Below are 14,992 nucleotides of genomic sequence, written 5' to 3' on the forward strand. Positions count from 1 at the left end.
GAGTCTAGTAATGAGACTTTGGGAGGCGACAGATGTGGCGGAAGCCGGAGCACAGACGAAAACACAGTCATCATCGATCCTCGTTCGCCTGGGAGACAAAGAGTGGGAATTGCATGAAGCTGGTCATCAGGAACGCCAGATGAGCCGGGTTGCCGTCGATTTCAGATCAACAGGTACTGTGGACAAACCGATCAGTCTCGAAAGTTTGCGAAGGTCAACCGTTGCTCCTGCGATCCCACCAACACGCCGCGGCCGCCAAAAAGGGAAACATCGAACCGTCCTCACGGGTTTTTATCGGCTGACAGCTGAACTGGCTACATATGTACTGCGCACTATTTTTCCAAAACAGGCTAGAGGTAGCCTGGCTAGTCTGAAAGGTGGCCTATTGGTTGGGATGGTCTTCGGCTGCCTCGCCATGTTCCTGTTTCATCAAATGGGGCCAGTTGACACGGTGGCGGTTCAAGACGCAACGTCAACGACGACCAATATGGTATCTACTTCTGCTGTTACGGTCCCAAGGACGATGTTGTCTGTTCCATCGTTTCAAACGTATGCCGTGAATTTTGGCTCGTATTCTTCGTTAGGAGAAGCTCAGGCTGAGGTGGCTATGTTGAAAAAACGGAGGATCCCAGCAGTGATTGTCCCGATTCAAGGGTTTCAAGTGGTTTCAAGTGTCGCTGTCCACCAAGAGGACGCAGCGGTAGAGGCGAAGTCAGCCAAAGGATCGGGTCTAAATCCCGTTGTGAAGCCGCTTGCTAGTCATACAAGACAGATACCGGTATTGGGGACGTCAGACAAGGGTGCGCTTCAAGAAACGGAGGCCTGGCTGTCTGAAAGTTCCAGCGCAATCCTCGCTTTGACTGCGTGGTTGTCTGATAACGGACGGATCGAAGACGCGCAGCTAGCATTGTCAAATGCTTTGAAAGATTATCCCGGAGATTCTGTCATTGCCCAAACGGGGATAAGCGACCAGTTAGCAAAACTGCAGGCCTCTCTGGTGGCAGCGAATGCGGCGTTAAAGGCGCATCAAAAAGAGGCGGCCATGCAACATGTTATTGCTTCGCTTGGTCAGCTCGCCAGCCTGTCAGGTATGAATGCGTAAGCGTGCTTGCCACAAGTTGTTCATATTTCTTTCGACACAGTTCGGCAGGAATATCGGTTCCTCCGTCGAATTGTGAACGTTATGCACGACTCCAGACTGAGGTGAAGGTAGTGCGCAAAACGGCATGGCATAGAATCGGTCTGGTTGCCGCAACAACAGTGATGGGCACAATTGCGGACACGCTTCTAGCACCACGTTTACCAATCTTAAAGCCGCACACACACGTGTCATGGCACCCAAGCGTCGATTTGGCGGTCATTCAGTTTTCGATAGCAATGACGCTGTCGGTGAATTGGGGAACACTTGTCGGTTTTGCTGGGGGCTATTTACTTTCACGCCGTTCCAAATAATTTTTTTCGGTTGAATGTGAACATCAATACATATAAACTTTTGGGTTTGTGGTATTTCTCATTCCTTCGTACAGTGTAGCAAACTGCCTGTCGGAGGGATGTTTGTGGTTGTACATGAAGACTCCATCCTCGCCTCACCCGTTCCGTCTGAGTTGCCGCGCGAGCGCTTGTTGCGGCTTGGACCAGCCGCTTTGCGTGCAGACGAGTTACTTGCGTGTGTCATGCAGTCGGGCTCGGGTAAAAACACTGTTCATGATATTGCACAAGCGGTCCTGCATGAGGTTGGCGGTATTTACGCGCTTGCCGACATGGAGGTTGCAGAGCTTTTGAACGTTCCGGGAATTGGACGAGCAAAGGCGTTGCAGATTGCTGCTGCCATCGAGTTAGGTCGGCGTATTGCTCAAAAACCAACCGACACGAGACTACAAATTCGTACAGCAGATGATGCTGCCAGGTATGTTATGGATAGGATGAGGTACCTTAAAAAGGAACATTTTGTAACCCTGCTCTTGGATACGAAGCACCGATTACTGGGGGAAGAGACGTCGTCGATAGGGAGTTTGGATGCATCTATCGTCCATCCGCGGGAAATTTTTCGCATTGCGGTTCGCCGGAGTGTATCTGCTATCCTATGTGTGCATAACCATCCAAGCGGAGATCCGACACCGAGTGGGGAGGATGTCTCCGTAACGAAACGTCTTTCTCAAGCTGGTCGGGTACTAGGTATTGAAGTGTTGGATCACATTGTGATCGGGGATGGACGTTACATCAGCCTACGAGCGGCTGGTTACATGGAGAATTGATTTGAGAGGGGATTCCATCTAACGATGTTTGCAGTACGGGATATGGGCGTGGACTTAGGAACAGCCAACACACTGGTGTATGTGAAAGGCCGCGGAATTGTCGTTCGTGAGCCGTCCGTGGTGGCATTGCGCACGGACACCGGAGCCATTGAGGCAGTTGGTTCGGATGCAAAACAGATGATCGGGCGTACGCCGGGAAACATCGTGGCCGTTCGCCCAATGAAGGACGGTGTCATTGCCGATTTTCAAACCACTTCGACGATGCTTCGTCACTTTATCCGCCAAGCGATGAAGGCGAAATCGAATTGGTCGGGCAAGCCTCGCGTGATGATCAGCGTTCCGTCCGGCATCACTGCCGTTGAGAAGCGTGCCGTGGAGGATGCAGCGTTGGAAGCCGGTGCCAAAGACGCACAGGTCATTGAGGAGCCCATGGCAGCCGCGATCGGTGCAGGTTTGCCTGTGGGTGAACCGACGGGATCGATGGTGGTTGACATCGGTGGTGGAACGACTGAAGTCGCTATTATCTCCCTTGGTGGCATTGTGACCAGCCGCTCCATTCGCGTCGCTGGCGATGAAATGGATGAAGCAATCATTCAATATGTCAAGAAGACATACAATCTGATGATTGGTGAGCGGACAGCGGAGGAATTGAAAATCCAGATCGGCTCTGCTGCACCACTCGATGAGCCTAAGTCGCTCGATATTCGTGGTAGAGATCTGCTCACTGGGTTGCCTCGAACATTTACCATCAGTTCCGAGGAAATATGCGAAGCGCTGTCCGATACCGTCGGTTCCATCATCGAAGCAGTCAAGGTTACCCTTGAGAAGTCACCGCCGGAGCTGGCTGCTGACATCATGGACCGCGGCATCGTTTTGACTGGCGGCGGCGCGTTGCTCCGCAATCTTGACAAGCGTTTGTCCGACGAGACGGGCATGCCTGTGCTCGTCGCCGAAGAGCCATTGGACTGTGTCGCGATCGGAACAGGCAAAGCGCTTGATAACTATGACGTTTACCGGAAGCGGACGGTTGCCTTGCGTAAAGCGCAAGGTAGAGGCTAAGTAACAGAAGGGGAAGAGGGATACGGGTGTCCCGTTACCTAACGAGTCGCAGATTGTTTCTGCTCCTGGGCAGTATTATTTTGCTCATGGTCATCGCTGGTTTAACGATTTCGCGGGTAGGTCGAACAGCGAGTTTGCCGGAGCAGATCGTCATGAATGTACAGAACACCGTGTCGGGCTGGGTTTATCGGCCGGTAAGCAAGTTGACGGGCTTCTTCAGCGGCCTCCAAAGCTTGCGGAACATGTATCAGGAAAATGCTGAACTAAAGCACGAGATGCAAGACTACCAGAAGTTAAAAGCGCAGTTGACGAACACTGAAAATGAAGTCTCGCGCCTTCAGCAGATGGCTGGGTTTGTTCAGCAAAACAAGAATCAATTGCACCCTGTTCCAGCACACGTCGTTGGTCGCGAGCCGTCCTTATGGAATTCGGAACTGACCATTGACGTGGGCAGCCGGGAAGGTGTGGGACCGGATATGGCCGTTGTGGCTCCAGACGGCAGTCTAGTGGGACGTATTGAGAAGGTGGCATCGGACAGTGCCAAAGTTGTACTGATCACAGACACGCAGGTTGGTGACGGTGTGGCGGCGAAGGCACTCACGTCATCGAGCCAACCGTTTGGTGTTGTGACGGGCTCAACTCGAAATCAAGGGTCCCTGGATATGACATTCTGGGGTTCTCTAGTTCAGTTGCCCGCTAATCAATTGGTGGGAGACCAAGTCGTTACGTCTGGCTTAAGTGATGTATTCCCTCAGGGTATTGTTATCGGGAAGATCACAAAGGTTCAGTACGGCCCTCACAACACGGCCAAAACTGCAGTTGTTCAACCGTCAGCAAACTTGGACTATCTGCAAGATGTGCTTGTCGTTCGAACACCGAAACAGGTGGGCCAAGTCCAATGAGGCTGACGATTGCGTTTCTGCTGTTGTGGGTTGGTTTAATTCTGGAAGCAACGTTGTTTCAGATTCCACCTATCAATGCCATCCACCCGGGATTCGTCCTCTGCATTCTCGTGTTGATGGCGTTGATGCGCGGTCCGAATACTGCCGTTACGTTTGCAATCGTAATCGGACTCATCCAGGACATCTGTTATGGCTCATTCATTGGCTTGAATGCCTTCTCATATGGTCTCGTTGCGTACTTTGCAGGGGCCGTGTTCAGTCAGTTTCTTCATCGGAACCTTGCCATCACGTTTCTCACAACGCTGGTTCTGACGTTTATGCACATGTGGGTCACGTTTGGGTTGACACGATTGTTCGATGTGACAGCGGATCGTCCGACGTTTGTTCTGTCGCAGTCACTGATCGAAATGATCATCAACGGTTTAGTTGTTCTCATGCTCTACCCGCTGCTCACGCGACTCTTTATGAAACAGAGCCGGAGCCGTTACGATGTGCCCAGTGGAGATGTATGAGTGAAACGTCTCACATGTTCAATAGGTGGCGATTTAAAAACAACTCGCATTGCGAGTTGTTTTTTTCGTTATAGGTTAGAGAAGGAAACAAGGTACCGAAAGGCGAATAATGAGAGTTGGGCAAGAGCCCACCCTGGAGGGAACTTCCGTTGATAATCAACAGTGAATCCTTGTATGAGACGAAGCCGCTCGTTACGGTGAAGGGTACCCGCGACGGTCTTCTTTTTCTTCTAGATGAACACGCACCTATTGACGAACTCTGCGCATATGTGACGGATTTGCTCTCGGGTCAATCGGGAAAAGTCTTTGATGGACCGATTGTGGCGGTCGTAATCGATTACGGGCGCAGGCAAATGTCTCCGTCAGATTGCGGGAAACTACTCAGCCTTTTTATGGCGAGGCCCAATTTTGCCATTAAGGCTTGGGGTGGCGGGACACAAGCGAGGCAGTCCCTCTTTCACCGGAAAAACAACAGTCGTGCGCAAACCATTTATCACGGGGTGATTCGTGCAGGCCAACCCATGGCCTTTGAAGGCGATGTGGTCATCGTCGGAGACGTGAATCCAAGTGCGGAAGTTCGTGCGACGGGCGATATTTATGTGTTTGGGCGCCTCCTCGGAATTGCACACGCTGGCGTTGAAGGTGACACAGACAGCATCGTTGCCGCGACTGAATTTTCGCCCATGCAGCTGCGGATTGGGGATGTTGTCAGTCGCGCACCGCGGCTCCAAGACCAGCCACTGCACGCATTTATGGAATTCGCATATTTGGAAAATGGACTTCTCGCGGTTGCTCAAATGAGGCACTTCTATTCATGGAACAAAGCACGATCTCGTTTGAACCGCGTTAGTCAAAAGGGGAATCGGGCATGAGTTCAGCTATTGTTGTCACATCTGGTAAAGGCGGTGTCGGCAAGACCACGTCGACAGCCAACATCGCGACATCGTTGGCTCTTCTCGGCAAGAAGGTATGTATTGTCGACGCAGATATTGGTCTTCGCAACTTGGATGTTGTCATGGGGCTCGAGAATCGCATCATTTACGATATCATCGACGTCGCAAACGGCGATTGTCGGTTGCAGCAGGCATTGATCCGGGATAAACGGTTCGAGCATCTGGCGCTCTTGCCGGCTGCTCAGACAAAAGACAAGAGTGTGCTGACACCGGATGTGATGAAGGGTCTCGTCACATCCCTGAAGGAGGATTACGACTACGTCGTGATCGATTGCCCCGCAGGGATCGAGGATGGTTTCCGCGTTGCTGTTGCCCCTGCGGATTTTGCAATTGTCGTGACCACGCCTGAAAACGCCGCGGTGAGAGATGCGGATCGGGTCATTGGCCTGTTGGAACGCGAGCAGGTTGGGCAACCGAGGCTCATTGTCAACCGAATTCGACCCGACATGGTAAAACGCGGCGAAATGCTCGACATTGATGAAATTGTACAGATTCTCGCGTGTGATTTACTGGGCATCGTACCTGACGATGAAGGAGTCATCCGGAATTCCAATCGAGGTGAACCGAGTGCGATGAATCCAGATACACCCGCGGGCCTCGCCTACCGAAACATCGCTCGACGAATCCTTGGAGATTCCGTGCCACTCATGGTGCTCGAGGAAAAGCGAGGCCTCTGGGGCCGGATGAAAAAGCTGATCGGGGGACGATGACGAACCTCCTGTGTGAGACGAATTGGACAAACTCCAGTTCGTCTTTTTTTTATTCATACTTGTCCTTCGTCTTTCATAACCATGTGGTGAATGAGTGAGAGGGGGCTGTGCCGATGGCCGATGTCAAGAGGAGATGGCCTTGGCAGGCAAGACATATATCGTGGTCTGACGATACAGAACATACAGGGATGGTTCAAGATGAGTCCCGTGAGGGAGACTCGGTCCCGGCACCGTCGCGGTGGGTCACGGAGCCCCAAGCTGACCTATCCCCTTATGGATTCTCGGAGGATGACGGAGGTCTCCGTCAGGTTGAAAGCGGCGCTTGGCGCAAGGCATTTTCAGCACCGACGAAACCATCGCAGGGATTTGTACCAAGGACAAGTTCGGGTCCAATCCGCAATCACCCTGTGCCAAAGAAGTCATCACGAGCATCCTCGACACTGATGTGGCAGACATTTTGTGCAGCGGTTCTCGTCGGCATCGGGTACTTTGTTCAGCACGCTGACGAGCCAATTGCCAAGTCAGTTGATACACAGACACAGTCTGTGTTTGATACGGACTACACTGACAAAGTACAGCCGATGGTTGCCAAGGCGTTCTCTGATTTGCATTTGAGTGTACCGACGTTTGGCGGTAGTGCAGTAAAGCTTCACTCGCCGCTTCAAGGTACGATTGTCGATGACTACGGAAAAAACCATCCGGAAGTATGGATTGCGGCTGCGGCAGGGTCAAGCGTGCAAGCGGCGGGATCGGGTACTGTTTTAACAGTTGTCAAGAGTGGCAATACGGAGTTGGTCAAGATCGACAACGGATCATATGGAACGTCGATCTACGCCGGATTGGGATCTGTGACGGTTAAAGAAAACGAGTACGTGACTTCGGGGGAAGTCATCGGCAAGCTCCCGACGACACCGAGTCATCCCGCACTTCGATTCTCGCTCGTTAAAAATGGTCAATATGAAAATCCGCATGATTTCATCCAGTTTTCTGGAGGCGGACAATGACCGTTTTGACTCGAATCGAAACAACAATAGGCAGTGCCTTTGGTATCGGGCGGGTGCGAGTGCACCCGCTTTTTATAGCACTTCTCGTTGGAGCATACTTTACGCATCTTTTGCAGACTGCCCTTTTGTTGTTCACGTTTGTCATGTTACATGAGTTAGGGCACGCCTTTACCGCACGATTTTGCGGCTATGAGGTAGAGGAAGTCTCGCTCCTGCCGTTCGGTGGGGTAGCGAAGCTGTCATACGCTCGCTTGGGTTTTCAGCCCCGTGATGAGGCCCTGGTGGCGATTGCCGGCCCGTTCGTCAATCTACTACTGTGCATTCTCTCTGCCACTTTATATGGAATGCACGTCATTGACTTAACCTTGTACCAGCAATCGATGCAACTCAATATCTGGATTGGTGTCTTTAATCTCTTGCCTGGTTTGCCGCTTGATGGCGGTCGTATTTTACGCGCTGCGAGATCTCGCCAAGTTGGGTACGAACGTGCGACAATGGAGGCATACAATTTGGCATTTGCACTTTCCATCCTGCTCATGTTAACTGGAATTGTTGCTTTGTACACAGGACACCCGCATTTCGGCATGATGCTACTTGGGTTATTTTTGTTTGTCACAGCCTGGCGTGGACGAAAAGACACACGTGCGGAAACCATGCGCTTTCTGGATGCAAAACGCCGACAGGACAATTCGGTGTTGAAAATGCAGTCGCTCGCCGTTCGGAGTCCAACACCGATACGAGATGTTGTCGTTCAATTTGCACCAGACAGGTATCATATCGTCTACGTGTTAGGAGAAGACGGGCTGGTGTTGGCGCTCCTTGAAGAAACGGAACTGCTCGATGCCGTCTTCGAAGGTCGCTGGTTGGAACCTGTGATGGACTTGGTTCACGAACCATGAATTCGTTCCTTGCACGTTTGCACCTGACATGGTAAACTATAGCGCGTGTGTATACACTACAACCGCCTGCTTCCTGGGTTGTAAATTGGGTTTTTCCCATACCTTAGGCAGCGAGTCTGAGTGAAGGAGATTATTATGTACGCAATTGTTGAAACGGGTGGAAAGCAGTTCAAAGTAAGTCAAGGCGATACAATTTATGTCGAAAAGCTGGCACATGAAGTTGGCGAGTCCATTAGCTTGGACAAGGTTCACATGGTTCAAGACAATGGTACTGTTCGCGTAGGTGCTCCCCTTGTCGAAGGCGCTAAGGTTGTTGCTAAAGTCGTAGAACACGGCCGTGGCAAGAAGATCATCGTCTTCAAATACAAGTCGAAGAAGAACTACCACAAGAAGCAGGGTCACCGTCAACCGTACACGAAGCTCGTCATCGAATCCATTGAAGCGTAACCGATGATCCGATTTGAAATCCTGCAGCAGCGGGAGTCCGTCGTTGGATTTCGCGTCAAGGGACATTCGGGTTATGCCGATGCCGGATCGGATATCGTATGTGCTGCGGTTTCAGTGCTCGTATACAACGCAATTAACAGTTGTGAGCGCTTTGCCGGCGTCATGCTTGATGTTTTGGATGAGGGCGAGACACTGACGTGCCGATTGCCGAAACAACCTACGGAAGCGGTTCGTTTGCTGGTCAACAGTTTATTTTATGGCGTTGAGCAAGTTGCCGAGCAGTATCCGGAGTTCGTTCGAATTCAAACGCTTCCCATTTAGAATTTTTGAAAGGATGTATGTGGTTATGTTGATGTTAAACCTGCAACGGTTTGCTCATAAAAAGGGCGTTTCCTCCACACGTAACGGTCGCGACAGCATTTCTAAGCGTCTGGGTGTAAAAGAGCCAGATGGCAAAGTCGTAACGGCTGGTAGCATTTTGGTTCGCCAACGCGGTACCAAAATTCACCCGGGAACAAACGTGGGTATTGGTAAGGACGATACCCTGTTTGCTAAGGTTGAGGGTCGTGTTTCATTCGAGCGTTTTGGTCATGACCGCAAGCGTGTAAGTGTCTACCCAGTAGCTGAACTCGTAACACAATAATTGCCTGAACTTGATGTTCGATTTACACTGAGGGCCTGGCAGAGATGCCAGGCCTTTTTTGGAGAGGCGGTCGACAGAAACATGTTGGATGCAGACTCTACAACGAACGAAGCTACATCGTTTCGTCGGCATCGGCACGATGTTTTAAATGAACTGCAATTGGTCCGCGGTTATTTACAAATGAATCAACCGGAAAAGGCTGTCCGAGTCGTTGACCGCACCGCTGAATGGCTGCAGTCGTTAACTCGTTGGCAGGTCAGTTTAGATGGAGTTGGCGAAGAACTCATGTGGGTCGCATGTATGTGTCCAAACGTGGTCCTCAACGCCATAAAGGCGACGGAAGTTCCTTCTCCGCAAATCTTGCACAGTATGAAACGCTGGCTGAGCGATGTACAAGTGTTTCTCGCCGAGCATGGATTGCGCTTACACATCTCGGTTCGAGTGGATACACATATTTACATCCGAATTGCGGAGAATGATTTACCTGTTTCCTATGCAGACTGGGAAAATGACTATTTAGGATTGCAATTTACAGCGTTCAAAGACGCCTGTGATGGCTAGAATTAGCCGATCACATACTGGAGGTGAAGTTCATGTTTACGGATCACGCAACGATTTATGTAAAGGGTGGTGACGGTGGCAACGGCATTGTGTCGTACCGTCGAGAAAAATATGTTCCGCTGGGCGGACCCGCTGGCGGCGACGGTGGTAGAGGTGCCGATGTCGTATTTGTTGTCGATGAAGGCCTCCGGACACTCATCGACTTTCGGTACCAACGTCACTTCAAAGCACCACAGGGAGAGCACGGTGGGACAAAGAACAGGCACGGTGCTGGAGCGGAGGACATGCTGGTAAAAGTGCCACCGGGAACGCTTGTTAAGGATCGGGACACGGGCGTGTTTCTCGGCGATCTTACCCATCACGGCGATAAACTTGTCGTCGCACGCGGAGGTCGCGGAGGTAGGGGGAATACGAGGTTTGCAACGGCAACGAATAAAGCACCAGACATGGCAGAGAAAGGTGAGCCGGGGGAAGAACGATGGCTTGAGCTTGAACTTCGCGTTCTGGCTGATGTAGGTCTCGTTGGCTTTCCGTCGGTAGGCAAATCTACCTTACTAGCGTCTGTTACACGTGCCCGTCCGAAAGTGGGTGCATACCACTTTACGACGCTAACTCCCCAACTCGGTGTCGTTGAAGTACCGGATGGTCGAAGTTTTGTCTTGGCTGACTTGCCTGGACTCATTGAAGGTGCGCACGAAGGACTTGGCCTGGGTCACGAGTTTCTTCGCCACGTGGAGCGAACGAAGGTCATTGTCCACGTCATCGACATGGCTGCTGTTGACGGACGCGATCCGGTGCAAGACTTTCACGTCATTGAAAACGAACTGAGTACGTATGACGAAGCTTTGGCGGATCGTCCGCGAATTGTTGCCGCGAATAAGATGGACCTACCAGACGCACAAGAGGGACTGGAGAAATTTCGGGCGGCGTTTCCTGATCTCGAGATTTTCCCGATTTCAGGTGCCACCCATCAGGGGCTTGATGCAATGCTTCGACGTCTCGCCGACATTCTTGACGAGCTGCCCGACATTAAGGCGACATCTGTTGAAGATACGGATGAACAAACCCATAAGGTGTACCGTTTGGAGAAGGTGGAGCCGTTCACCATCCGTCGTGAAGGGAACGAATTTATCGTCGAAAGTGAAGAACTCGAGAAGTTGGTAAAGATGACGAACTTCCAGCAGTTCGACGCCGTCAAGCGATTTCAGCGAATTCTCAAGCAGAAGGGTATCGACGATGCGCTTCGTAAACGTGGAGCAAAAGACGGCGACAGCATTCGCATTCACGACATGGTATTCGACTTTGTGGACTAGGATCGCCATTCCGAGTTTTGTCTCGCAAGTGATGGGCGGCATGAAGTTTCATGCAAACGCGTCTCTTCCGTACGAGTGCTTTGGCTTCATCGTGCGGAAGGGCGGGGCAGTTTATACTATCCCCATGCCGATCACGGCGTCCAGCAATCATTTTTACGTTGATCCGAACGTTCTCGCACAAACGTTATACGGCTTCGATCACGCCGCCGTGTCCATCCTGTCAACTTATCACAGCCATCCCGGAGGCACTGAAACTCTGACTGATGCTGACCTGCCTCTCACATCTTGGTCACCCACTCATGTCCTCATCGCACGAACAATCACAGATTGGACCCTCCACGTGTTTAAGTGGGGCGCTTAAGATCGGCATACGCGAACTATCCTCTATGCGACATACGGTGCTGTTTTGGATAACTTTACAAAGTGACGTCTGATATCGTCTCCGGAGAACAGGCCGTCCCCATGAAATATCGAATTCCTCCCCTTAAAGATAAGAGGAGGGTATTTGGTATGGAAACATTCGATACAGCGCGGTTGCTTCAGCAGACCATCGACTATGCTGTTCATTGCAACGCCTCAGACATTCACCTCACCTGCATAAACGGGCGACTACAGGTGAACTACCGGGTTGGTGGCCGGATTCGCCCATTTGTGCATATGACAAGCCGCGCGGATGAGATCATCCGAAGGATCAAGGCGTTAGCCCGCATGGACGTCACTGACAAGCACTCGCCGCAAGAAGGTGCTTTTAGTTGGGATGTCGACGTTGAATCGGTTCGAATGCGCGTTTCATCGATTCCAATCTATGGTGGAGAATCTGTGGTCATTCGACTCTTACGGGAATCAACGCGTGTGAGGGACTTGCCGCAACTTGGATTGGACGGCGAACAATTGTTTGAACTGACCCAGTTACTGGACCGGGATACTGGACTCGTTCTCGTGGCTGGTCGTACCGGGGTAGGCAAGACAACCACGCTTTACGGCCTAATGAATTACCTCGCCCGTCAAGGGAGACAGGTATTTAGTATCGAAGACCCGGTGGAGGCACCCGTGCCAAATTGTCGACAAATCGAGGTTCGAGAACAAACAGGGCTTACCTATGAGGCATCCCTTCGGGCGCTATTGCGTCAGGATCCCGACGTTTTGATGATTGGCGAGATACGAGACAGAACAACTGCGGGCATTGCCGTACGAGCCGCGTTGACGGGCCGGCTTGTTCTGGCCACTGCGCACGCCGCAAGTGCGCGTTCAGCGGTCAACAGGCTCTTGGACCTCGGTGTGCCTTCAGCGTTATTGGACGAAACACTTCAGGCTATTCTTGTTCAGGAAGGACCTTCTGTGGGGTCGATCCACGTATCCAAGCATCACATTCGCAAACTTGGAACGGTGTCGGACTCTCTTTCGGTAAATCGGTTGACAAATGAGAACATCGATTGGGATGTCTATGCAGGGACGTATCATGCGATTTGACGTCAGCCGAGTATACGTGTCTGTACTCAGGCGAGATCGCGAAGAATTTCTCACTGCAATGGATCAACTTGCGGACTTGCTTGAAGCTGGAATCAGTCTTGAGCGTGCCTTCGGCTACTTGACACAACAGGGGCAAAAAGGATCTCGAGAAGTCGGAGAGCGAATGCTTCATCGTTTGGAAAACGGACTTCCGCTGTCAGATGTGTTTCTTGACTACGTGGATCCGGTCCATCTCAACATATTTCATCTCGCAGAGCAAGTGGGGAGGCTTCCACAAGCTTTAGGCGATTATGTGGAACACGAGCGGGAACGGCGACGATGGCGTAAAGACATGTCACAAAAATTGACTTATCCAGCGATGTTGCTCGTCGCGTGTTACGGACTCGCTGTTTACGTTCGACTTCAGGTTCAGCCCGAACTCGCCCAACTCCAGGTTGAACTTGGAAACAACACGGGTTTGGGGATGACAAGTAAAATCGTACAAAACATTCCGATCACGCTCCTCAGTCTCATTTCAATACTCCCGTGCCTATACGTGGCTGTCGTCTTGTGTCGTCGGTTTACCGGCAAACGCATTGTCTCGCTTCCATTCGACGCCTTGTTGCAATTCGTTTATTCAGAACAGTTTGTATACGGAATTGAAGTCCAAATAGACGGGGGTTTGACGCTCATTGAAGCGCTTCATTTTCATAAGGAAGGTAGAAATGCACGCTTAGAACGCGACTATGCTGAGGTTCAAAATGGCGTCATGGCCGGCTTCAAGTTGTCCCAAGTGCTCCCTGCCACCCTAAACCCAGTATTACAGCAGATCATCGAGGTGGGGGAATACACAGGAGACTTGTCTGATTCACTGCACAGGGCACGGATGTTTCTACTAGCGCGGATAAAACGACAGACGGACCGCATTTCCACATGGTTGGAACCGTGCGCCATGGCTGTCATGGGTCTCATTGTTGGAAGTAGTATGTACAGCGTGTTCGGGCCTATGTACCAAACCGTGTCGTCGATGGGCCTGCATTGAATTCTGTGATGAAGGAGTTGATTTTCCCTTGCAAAACACGCGTTTACGGCCGCAGAGAGATGGCGCATTTTCCCTGCTTGAGTTGATGGTTGCTGTGGCCATCGTGGCGATTATGGTAGGTGTTCTCACGCCACATCTGATGGGTGCCACGGAACAGGCCCGTCAGACTGCTTGTGACGGCAACACGAAAACCATTTCTGCGGCACTGGCCGAGTATAACTTAATGCACTTTTCACTACCTTCTGGTGATACAAATGCACAGCTAACAGCACTCGTTGCAAACCGTTTGTTGGACAACAGTGCTCTAACTGGTCATTTTACGATTGACGACGTAGACCCCAACAACACCACCGTAAGCTGTGCAAGCACAGGAGGAAACAACGAATCATGACCTGGAGACAAAGATACGGTCGCAAACTACTTGGTGAATTGAATGACGACCAACATGGGTTTGGTCTCGTAGACACAATGGTTGCGCTCGCTTTGACTATCGTCGCATTGGGTTTTGTCGCGCTTGGGGCAATCCAACTAAAGCGAACGGCCGATCTCGACGGTGCCGCCCTGATTCTCTTAGGGCACTTACGCCTGGCCCAGTCGCTTGCAGCAACTTCTGACGAAGCGGCGAGTGTCTGGCTTGATCCGTACGACACTCGATATCATTTGACGCGTGGAACGACATTTTTAGGCCAATACCAGTTTCCAAGCGATGTGGATTACGTGGACGGGTACCTGCAGTTGCCAAATCGGCGAATCTCTTATGACAACCTTGGCAACGCTCAAGTCGCAGGGCAAATCCGTTTGACGAACGGATCGGTCGAACGCGACATTCACTTATACATGGGCGCGGGGTTGCAAGTTTCGGGGTGGCTTAGTCAATGAATTTTCTCGAAACATTGGTCGCTGTCTGTGTGCTTGTTATATTGGTTCCGGTTCTTGGTCTGTCTGAGTCAAATATCTCTCGTGTTCTCACCCTCGGTCAGGTGCAGGCGAGTCAGAGCATGGTGGAGATGAGCGTGCTGAATGAGTGGCTGTCGAATTCCCCAGTTCCTCACAACATTCAAGAAGGAGGAACGACCTATCATATTTCAAAAGAGATGGATACGTCGTCAACAGGGTGCCCAACAGTTGTATTTACGATCTCGACAAGCGCGGACATCTCGAATAAAAAGTTCTTCATTCCAGACTGCGATAGCCGCATTCTCAATGATTGAAGTCTGTATCAGCATATCCATATCAGCCGTCC

Annotated in this window: 21 protein-coding genes and 1 other annotated feature; all 21 genes read left to right on the forward strand. The window is 51.3% G+C overall.

Annotation, left to right across the window (positions count from 1 at the left end; all coding sequences use genetic code 11):
• Positions 1–34 precede the first annotated feature (34 nt).
• The 21 genes from NZD86_RS11010 to NZD86_RS11110 all read left to right on the forward strand — a co-directional run bounded on the left by NZD86_RS11010 (position 35) and on the right by NZD86_RS11110 (position 14,960).
• Positions 35–1,102, forward strand: a complete 1,068-nt coding sequence (locus NZD86_RS11010) for an SPOR domain-containing protein (RefSeq protein WP_268046584.1) — start codon at positions 35–37, stop codon at positions 1,100–1,102.
• Positions 1,103–1,203: 101 nt separating this feature from the next.
• Positions 1,204–1,452 (forward strand): DUF4321 domain-containing protein, encoded by a 249-nt coding sequence (locus NZD86_RS11015; RefSeq protein WP_268046585.1) that lies wholly within the window; start codon positions 1,204–1,206, stop codon positions 1,450–1,452.
• A 104-nt stretch (positions 1,453–1,556) separates the two neighbouring features.
• Entirely contained in the window at positions 1,557–2,255 is a 699-nt protein-coding gene (gene radC, locus NZD86_RS11020; protein WP_268046586.1) for a RadC family protein, read from the forward strand.
• A gap of 24 nt (positions 2,256–2,279) precedes the next feature.
• On the forward strand, positions 2,280–3,314 hold the full coding sequence (locus tag NZD86_RS11025) for a rod shape-determining protein (RefSeq protein ID WP_268046588.1): 1,035 nt from the start codon (positions 2,280–2,282) through the stop codon (positions 3,312–3,314).
• Between the two features lie 26 nt (positions 3,315–3,340).
• The gene (gene mreC / locus NZD86_RS11030) at positions 3,341–4,216 is read left to right on the forward strand and encodes a rod shape-determining protein MreC (protein WP_268046589.1); all 876 of its coding nucleotides are present in this window, start codon (positions 3,341–3,343) and stop codon (positions 4,214–4,216) included.
• Positions 4,213–4,728 (forward strand): rod shape-determining protein MreD, encoded by a 516-nt coding sequence (gene mreD / locus NZD86_RS11035; RefSeq protein ID WP_268046591.1) that lies wholly within the window; start codon positions 4,213–4,215, stop codon positions 4,726–4,728. Before mreC ends, mreD begins: the two co-directional genes overlap by 4 nt.
• 149 nt (positions 4,729–4,877) lie before the next feature.
• Positions 4,878–5,600 (forward strand): septum site-determining protein MinC, encoded by a 723-nt coding sequence (locus tag NZD86_RS11040; RefSeq protein ID WP_268046592.1) that lies wholly within the window; start codon positions 4,878–4,880, stop codon positions 5,598–5,600.
• Entirely contained in the window at positions 5,597–6,391 is a 795-nt protein-coding gene (gene minD, locus NZD86_RS11045; protein WP_268046593.1) for a septum site-determining protein MinD, read from the forward strand. Before NZD86_RS11040 ends, minD begins: the two co-directional genes overlap by 4 nt.
• 113 nt (positions 6,392–6,504) lie before the next feature.
• On the forward strand, positions 6,505–7,395 hold the full coding sequence (locus NZD86_RS11050; RefSeq protein ID WP_268046594.1) for a M23 family metallopeptidase: 891 nt from the start codon (positions 6,505–6,507) through the stop codon (positions 7,393–7,395).
• A complete protein-coding gene (locus NZD86_RS11055) occupies positions 7,392–8,294 on the forward strand; it encodes a M50 family metallopeptidase (protein WP_268046595.1) in 903 nt (300 codons plus the stop codon). Before NZD86_RS11050 ends, NZD86_RS11055 begins: the two co-directional genes overlap by 4 nt.
• Before the next feature lie 50 nt (positions 8,295–8,344).
• Positions 8,345–8,422 (forward strand) — a sequence feature (ribosomal protein L21 leader region).
• 7 nt (positions 8,423–8,429) lie between these two features.
• A complete protein-coding gene (gene rplU / locus NZD86_RS11060) occupies positions 8,430–8,741 on the forward strand; it encodes a 50S ribosomal protein L21 (RefSeq protein ID WP_268046596.1) in 312 nt (103 codons plus the stop codon).
• A 3-nt stretch (positions 8,742–8,744) separates the two neighbouring features.
• Positions 8,745–9,062: a ribosomal-processing cysteine protease Prp gene (locus NZD86_RS11065; RefSeq protein ID WP_268046597.1), complete on the forward strand. Its 318-nt coding sequence runs from the start codon at positions 8,745–8,747 to the stop codon at positions 9,060–9,062.
• A 25-nt stretch (positions 9,063–9,087) separates the two neighbouring features.
• Positions 9,088–9,384 carry a 50S ribosomal protein L27 gene (gene rpmA, locus NZD86_RS11070; RefSeq protein WP_268046598.1) on the forward strand — a complete coding sequence of 99 codons (297 nt, stop codon included), beginning with the start codon at positions 9,088–9,090 and terminating at the stop codon, positions 9,382–9,384.
• 81 nt (positions 9,385–9,465) lie between these two features.
• The gene (locus NZD86_RS11075) at positions 9,466–9,945 is read left to right on the forward strand and encodes a Spo0B domain-containing protein (RefSeq protein ID WP_268046599.1); all 480 of its coding nucleotides are present in this window, start codon (positions 9,466–9,468) and stop codon (positions 9,943–9,945) included.
• Between the two features lie 32 nt (positions 9,946–9,977).
• On the forward strand, positions 9,978–11,258 hold the full coding sequence (gene obgE / locus NZD86_RS11080) for a GTPase ObgE (RefSeq protein ID WP_268046600.1): 1,281 nt from the start codon (positions 9,978–9,980) through the stop codon (positions 11,256–11,258).
• Positions 11,182–11,619 carry a Mov34/MPN/PAD-1 family protein gene (locus NZD86_RS11085; protein ID WP_268046601.1) on the forward strand — a complete coding sequence of 146 codons (438 nt, stop codon included), beginning with the start codon at positions 11,182–11,184 and terminating at the stop codon, positions 11,617–11,619. The genes obgE and NZD86_RS11085 overlap by 77 nt, the downstream gene beginning before the upstream one ends.
• 149 nt (positions 11,620–11,768) lie before the next feature.
• On the forward strand, positions 11,769–12,728 hold the full coding sequence (locus tag NZD86_RS11090) for a GspE/PulE family protein (RefSeq protein ID WP_268046602.1): 960 nt from the start codon (positions 11,769–11,771) through the stop codon (positions 12,726–12,728).
• On the forward strand, positions 12,679–13,749 hold the full coding sequence (locus tag NZD86_RS11095; protein WP_268046603.1) for a type II secretion system F family protein: 1,071 nt from the start codon (positions 12,679–12,681) through the stop codon (positions 13,747–13,749). Before NZD86_RS11090 ends, NZD86_RS11095 begins: the two co-directional genes overlap by 50 nt.
• Before the next feature lie 28 nt (positions 13,750–13,777).
• Positions 13,778–14,140 carry a type II secretion system protein gene (locus NZD86_RS11100; RefSeq protein WP_268046604.1) on the forward strand — a complete coding sequence of 121 codons (363 nt, stop codon included), beginning with the start codon at positions 13,778–13,780 and terminating at the stop codon, positions 14,138–14,140.
• Positions 14,137–14,628: a pilus assembly FimT family protein gene (locus NZD86_RS11105; protein WP_268046605.1), complete on the forward strand. Its 492-nt coding sequence runs from the start codon at positions 14,137–14,139 to the stop codon at positions 14,626–14,628. Before NZD86_RS11100 ends, NZD86_RS11105 begins: the two co-directional genes overlap by 4 nt.
• The gene (locus tag NZD86_RS11110) at positions 14,625–14,960 is read left to right on the forward strand and encodes a hypothetical protein (RefSeq protein WP_268046606.1); all 336 of its coding nucleotides are present in this window, start codon (positions 14,625–14,627) and stop codon (positions 14,958–14,960) included. The genes NZD86_RS11105 and NZD86_RS11110 overlap by 4 nt, the downstream gene beginning before the upstream one ends.
• The last annotated feature ends 32 nt before the right edge of the window (positions 14,961–14,992 follow it).

Origin of the sequence: Alicyclobacillus dauci (assembly GCF_026651605.1) — a bacterium.
Classification (GTDB): domain Bacteria; phylum Bacillota; class Bacilli; order Alicyclobacillales; family Alicyclobacillaceae; genus Alicyclobacillus; species Alicyclobacillus dauci.

Excerpts from the sequence above, each read along its gene's own strand:
- NZD86_RS11025 (WP_268046588.1), top strand. The coding sequence starts at position 2,280 with ATGTTTGCAGTACGGGATATGGGCGTGGACTTAGGAACAGCCAACACA.
- mreD (WP_268046591.1), top strand. The coding sequence starts at position 4,213 with ATGAGGCTGACGATTGCGTTTCTGCTGTTGTGGGTTGGTTTAATTCTG.
- minD (WP_268046593.1), top strand. The coding sequence starts at position 5,597 with ATGAGTTCAGCTATTGTTGTCACATCTGGTAAAGGCGGTGTCGGCAAG.
- NZD86_RS11050 (WP_268046594.1), top strand. The coding sequence starts at position 6,505 with ATGGCCGATGTCAAGAGGAGATGGCCTTGGCAGGCAAGACATATATCG.
- NZD86_RS11055 (WP_268046595.1), top strand. The coding sequence starts at position 7,392 with ATGACCGTTTTGACTCGAATCGAAACAACAATAGGCAGTGCCTTTGGT.
- rplU (WP_268046596.1), top strand. The coding sequence starts at position 8,430 with ATGTACGCAATTGTTGAAACGGGTGGAAAGCAGTTCAAAGTAAGTCAA.
- NZD86_RS11065 (WP_268046597.1), top strand. The coding sequence starts at position 8,745 with ATGATCCGATTTGAAATCCTGCAGCAGCGGGAGTCCGTCGTTGGATTT.
- rpmA (WP_268046598.1), top strand. The coding sequence starts at position 9,088 with ATGTTGATGTTAAACCTGCAACGGTTTGCTCATAAAAAGGGCGTTTCC.
- NZD86_RS11075 (WP_268046599.1), top strand. The coding sequence starts at position 9,466 with ATGTTGGATGCAGACTCTACAACGAACGAAGCTACATCGTTTCGTCGG.
- obgE (WP_268046600.1), top strand. The coding sequence starts at position 9,978 with ATGTTTACGGATCACGCAACGATTTATGTAAAGGGTGGTGACGGTGGC.
- NZD86_RS11085 (WP_268046601.1), top strand. The coding sequence starts at position 11,182 with ATGCGCTTCGTAAACGTGGAGCAAAAGACGGCGACAGCATTCGCATTC.
- NZD86_RS11090 (WP_268046602.1), top strand. The coding sequence starts at position 11,769 with ATGGAAACATTCGATACAGCGCGGTTGCTTCAGCAGACCATCGACTAT.
- NZD86_RS11095 (WP_268046603.1), top strand. The coding sequence starts at position 12,679 with ATGAGAACATCGATTGGGATGTCTATGCAGGGACGTATCATGCGATTT.
- NZD86_RS11105 (WP_268046605.1), top strand. The coding sequence starts at position 14,137 with ATGACCTGGAGACAAAGATACGGTCGCAAACTACTTGGTGAATTGAAT.
- NZD86_RS11110 (WP_268046606.1), top strand. The coding sequence starts at position 14,625 with ATGAATTTTCTCGAAACATTGGTCGCTGTCTGTGTGCTTGTTATATTG.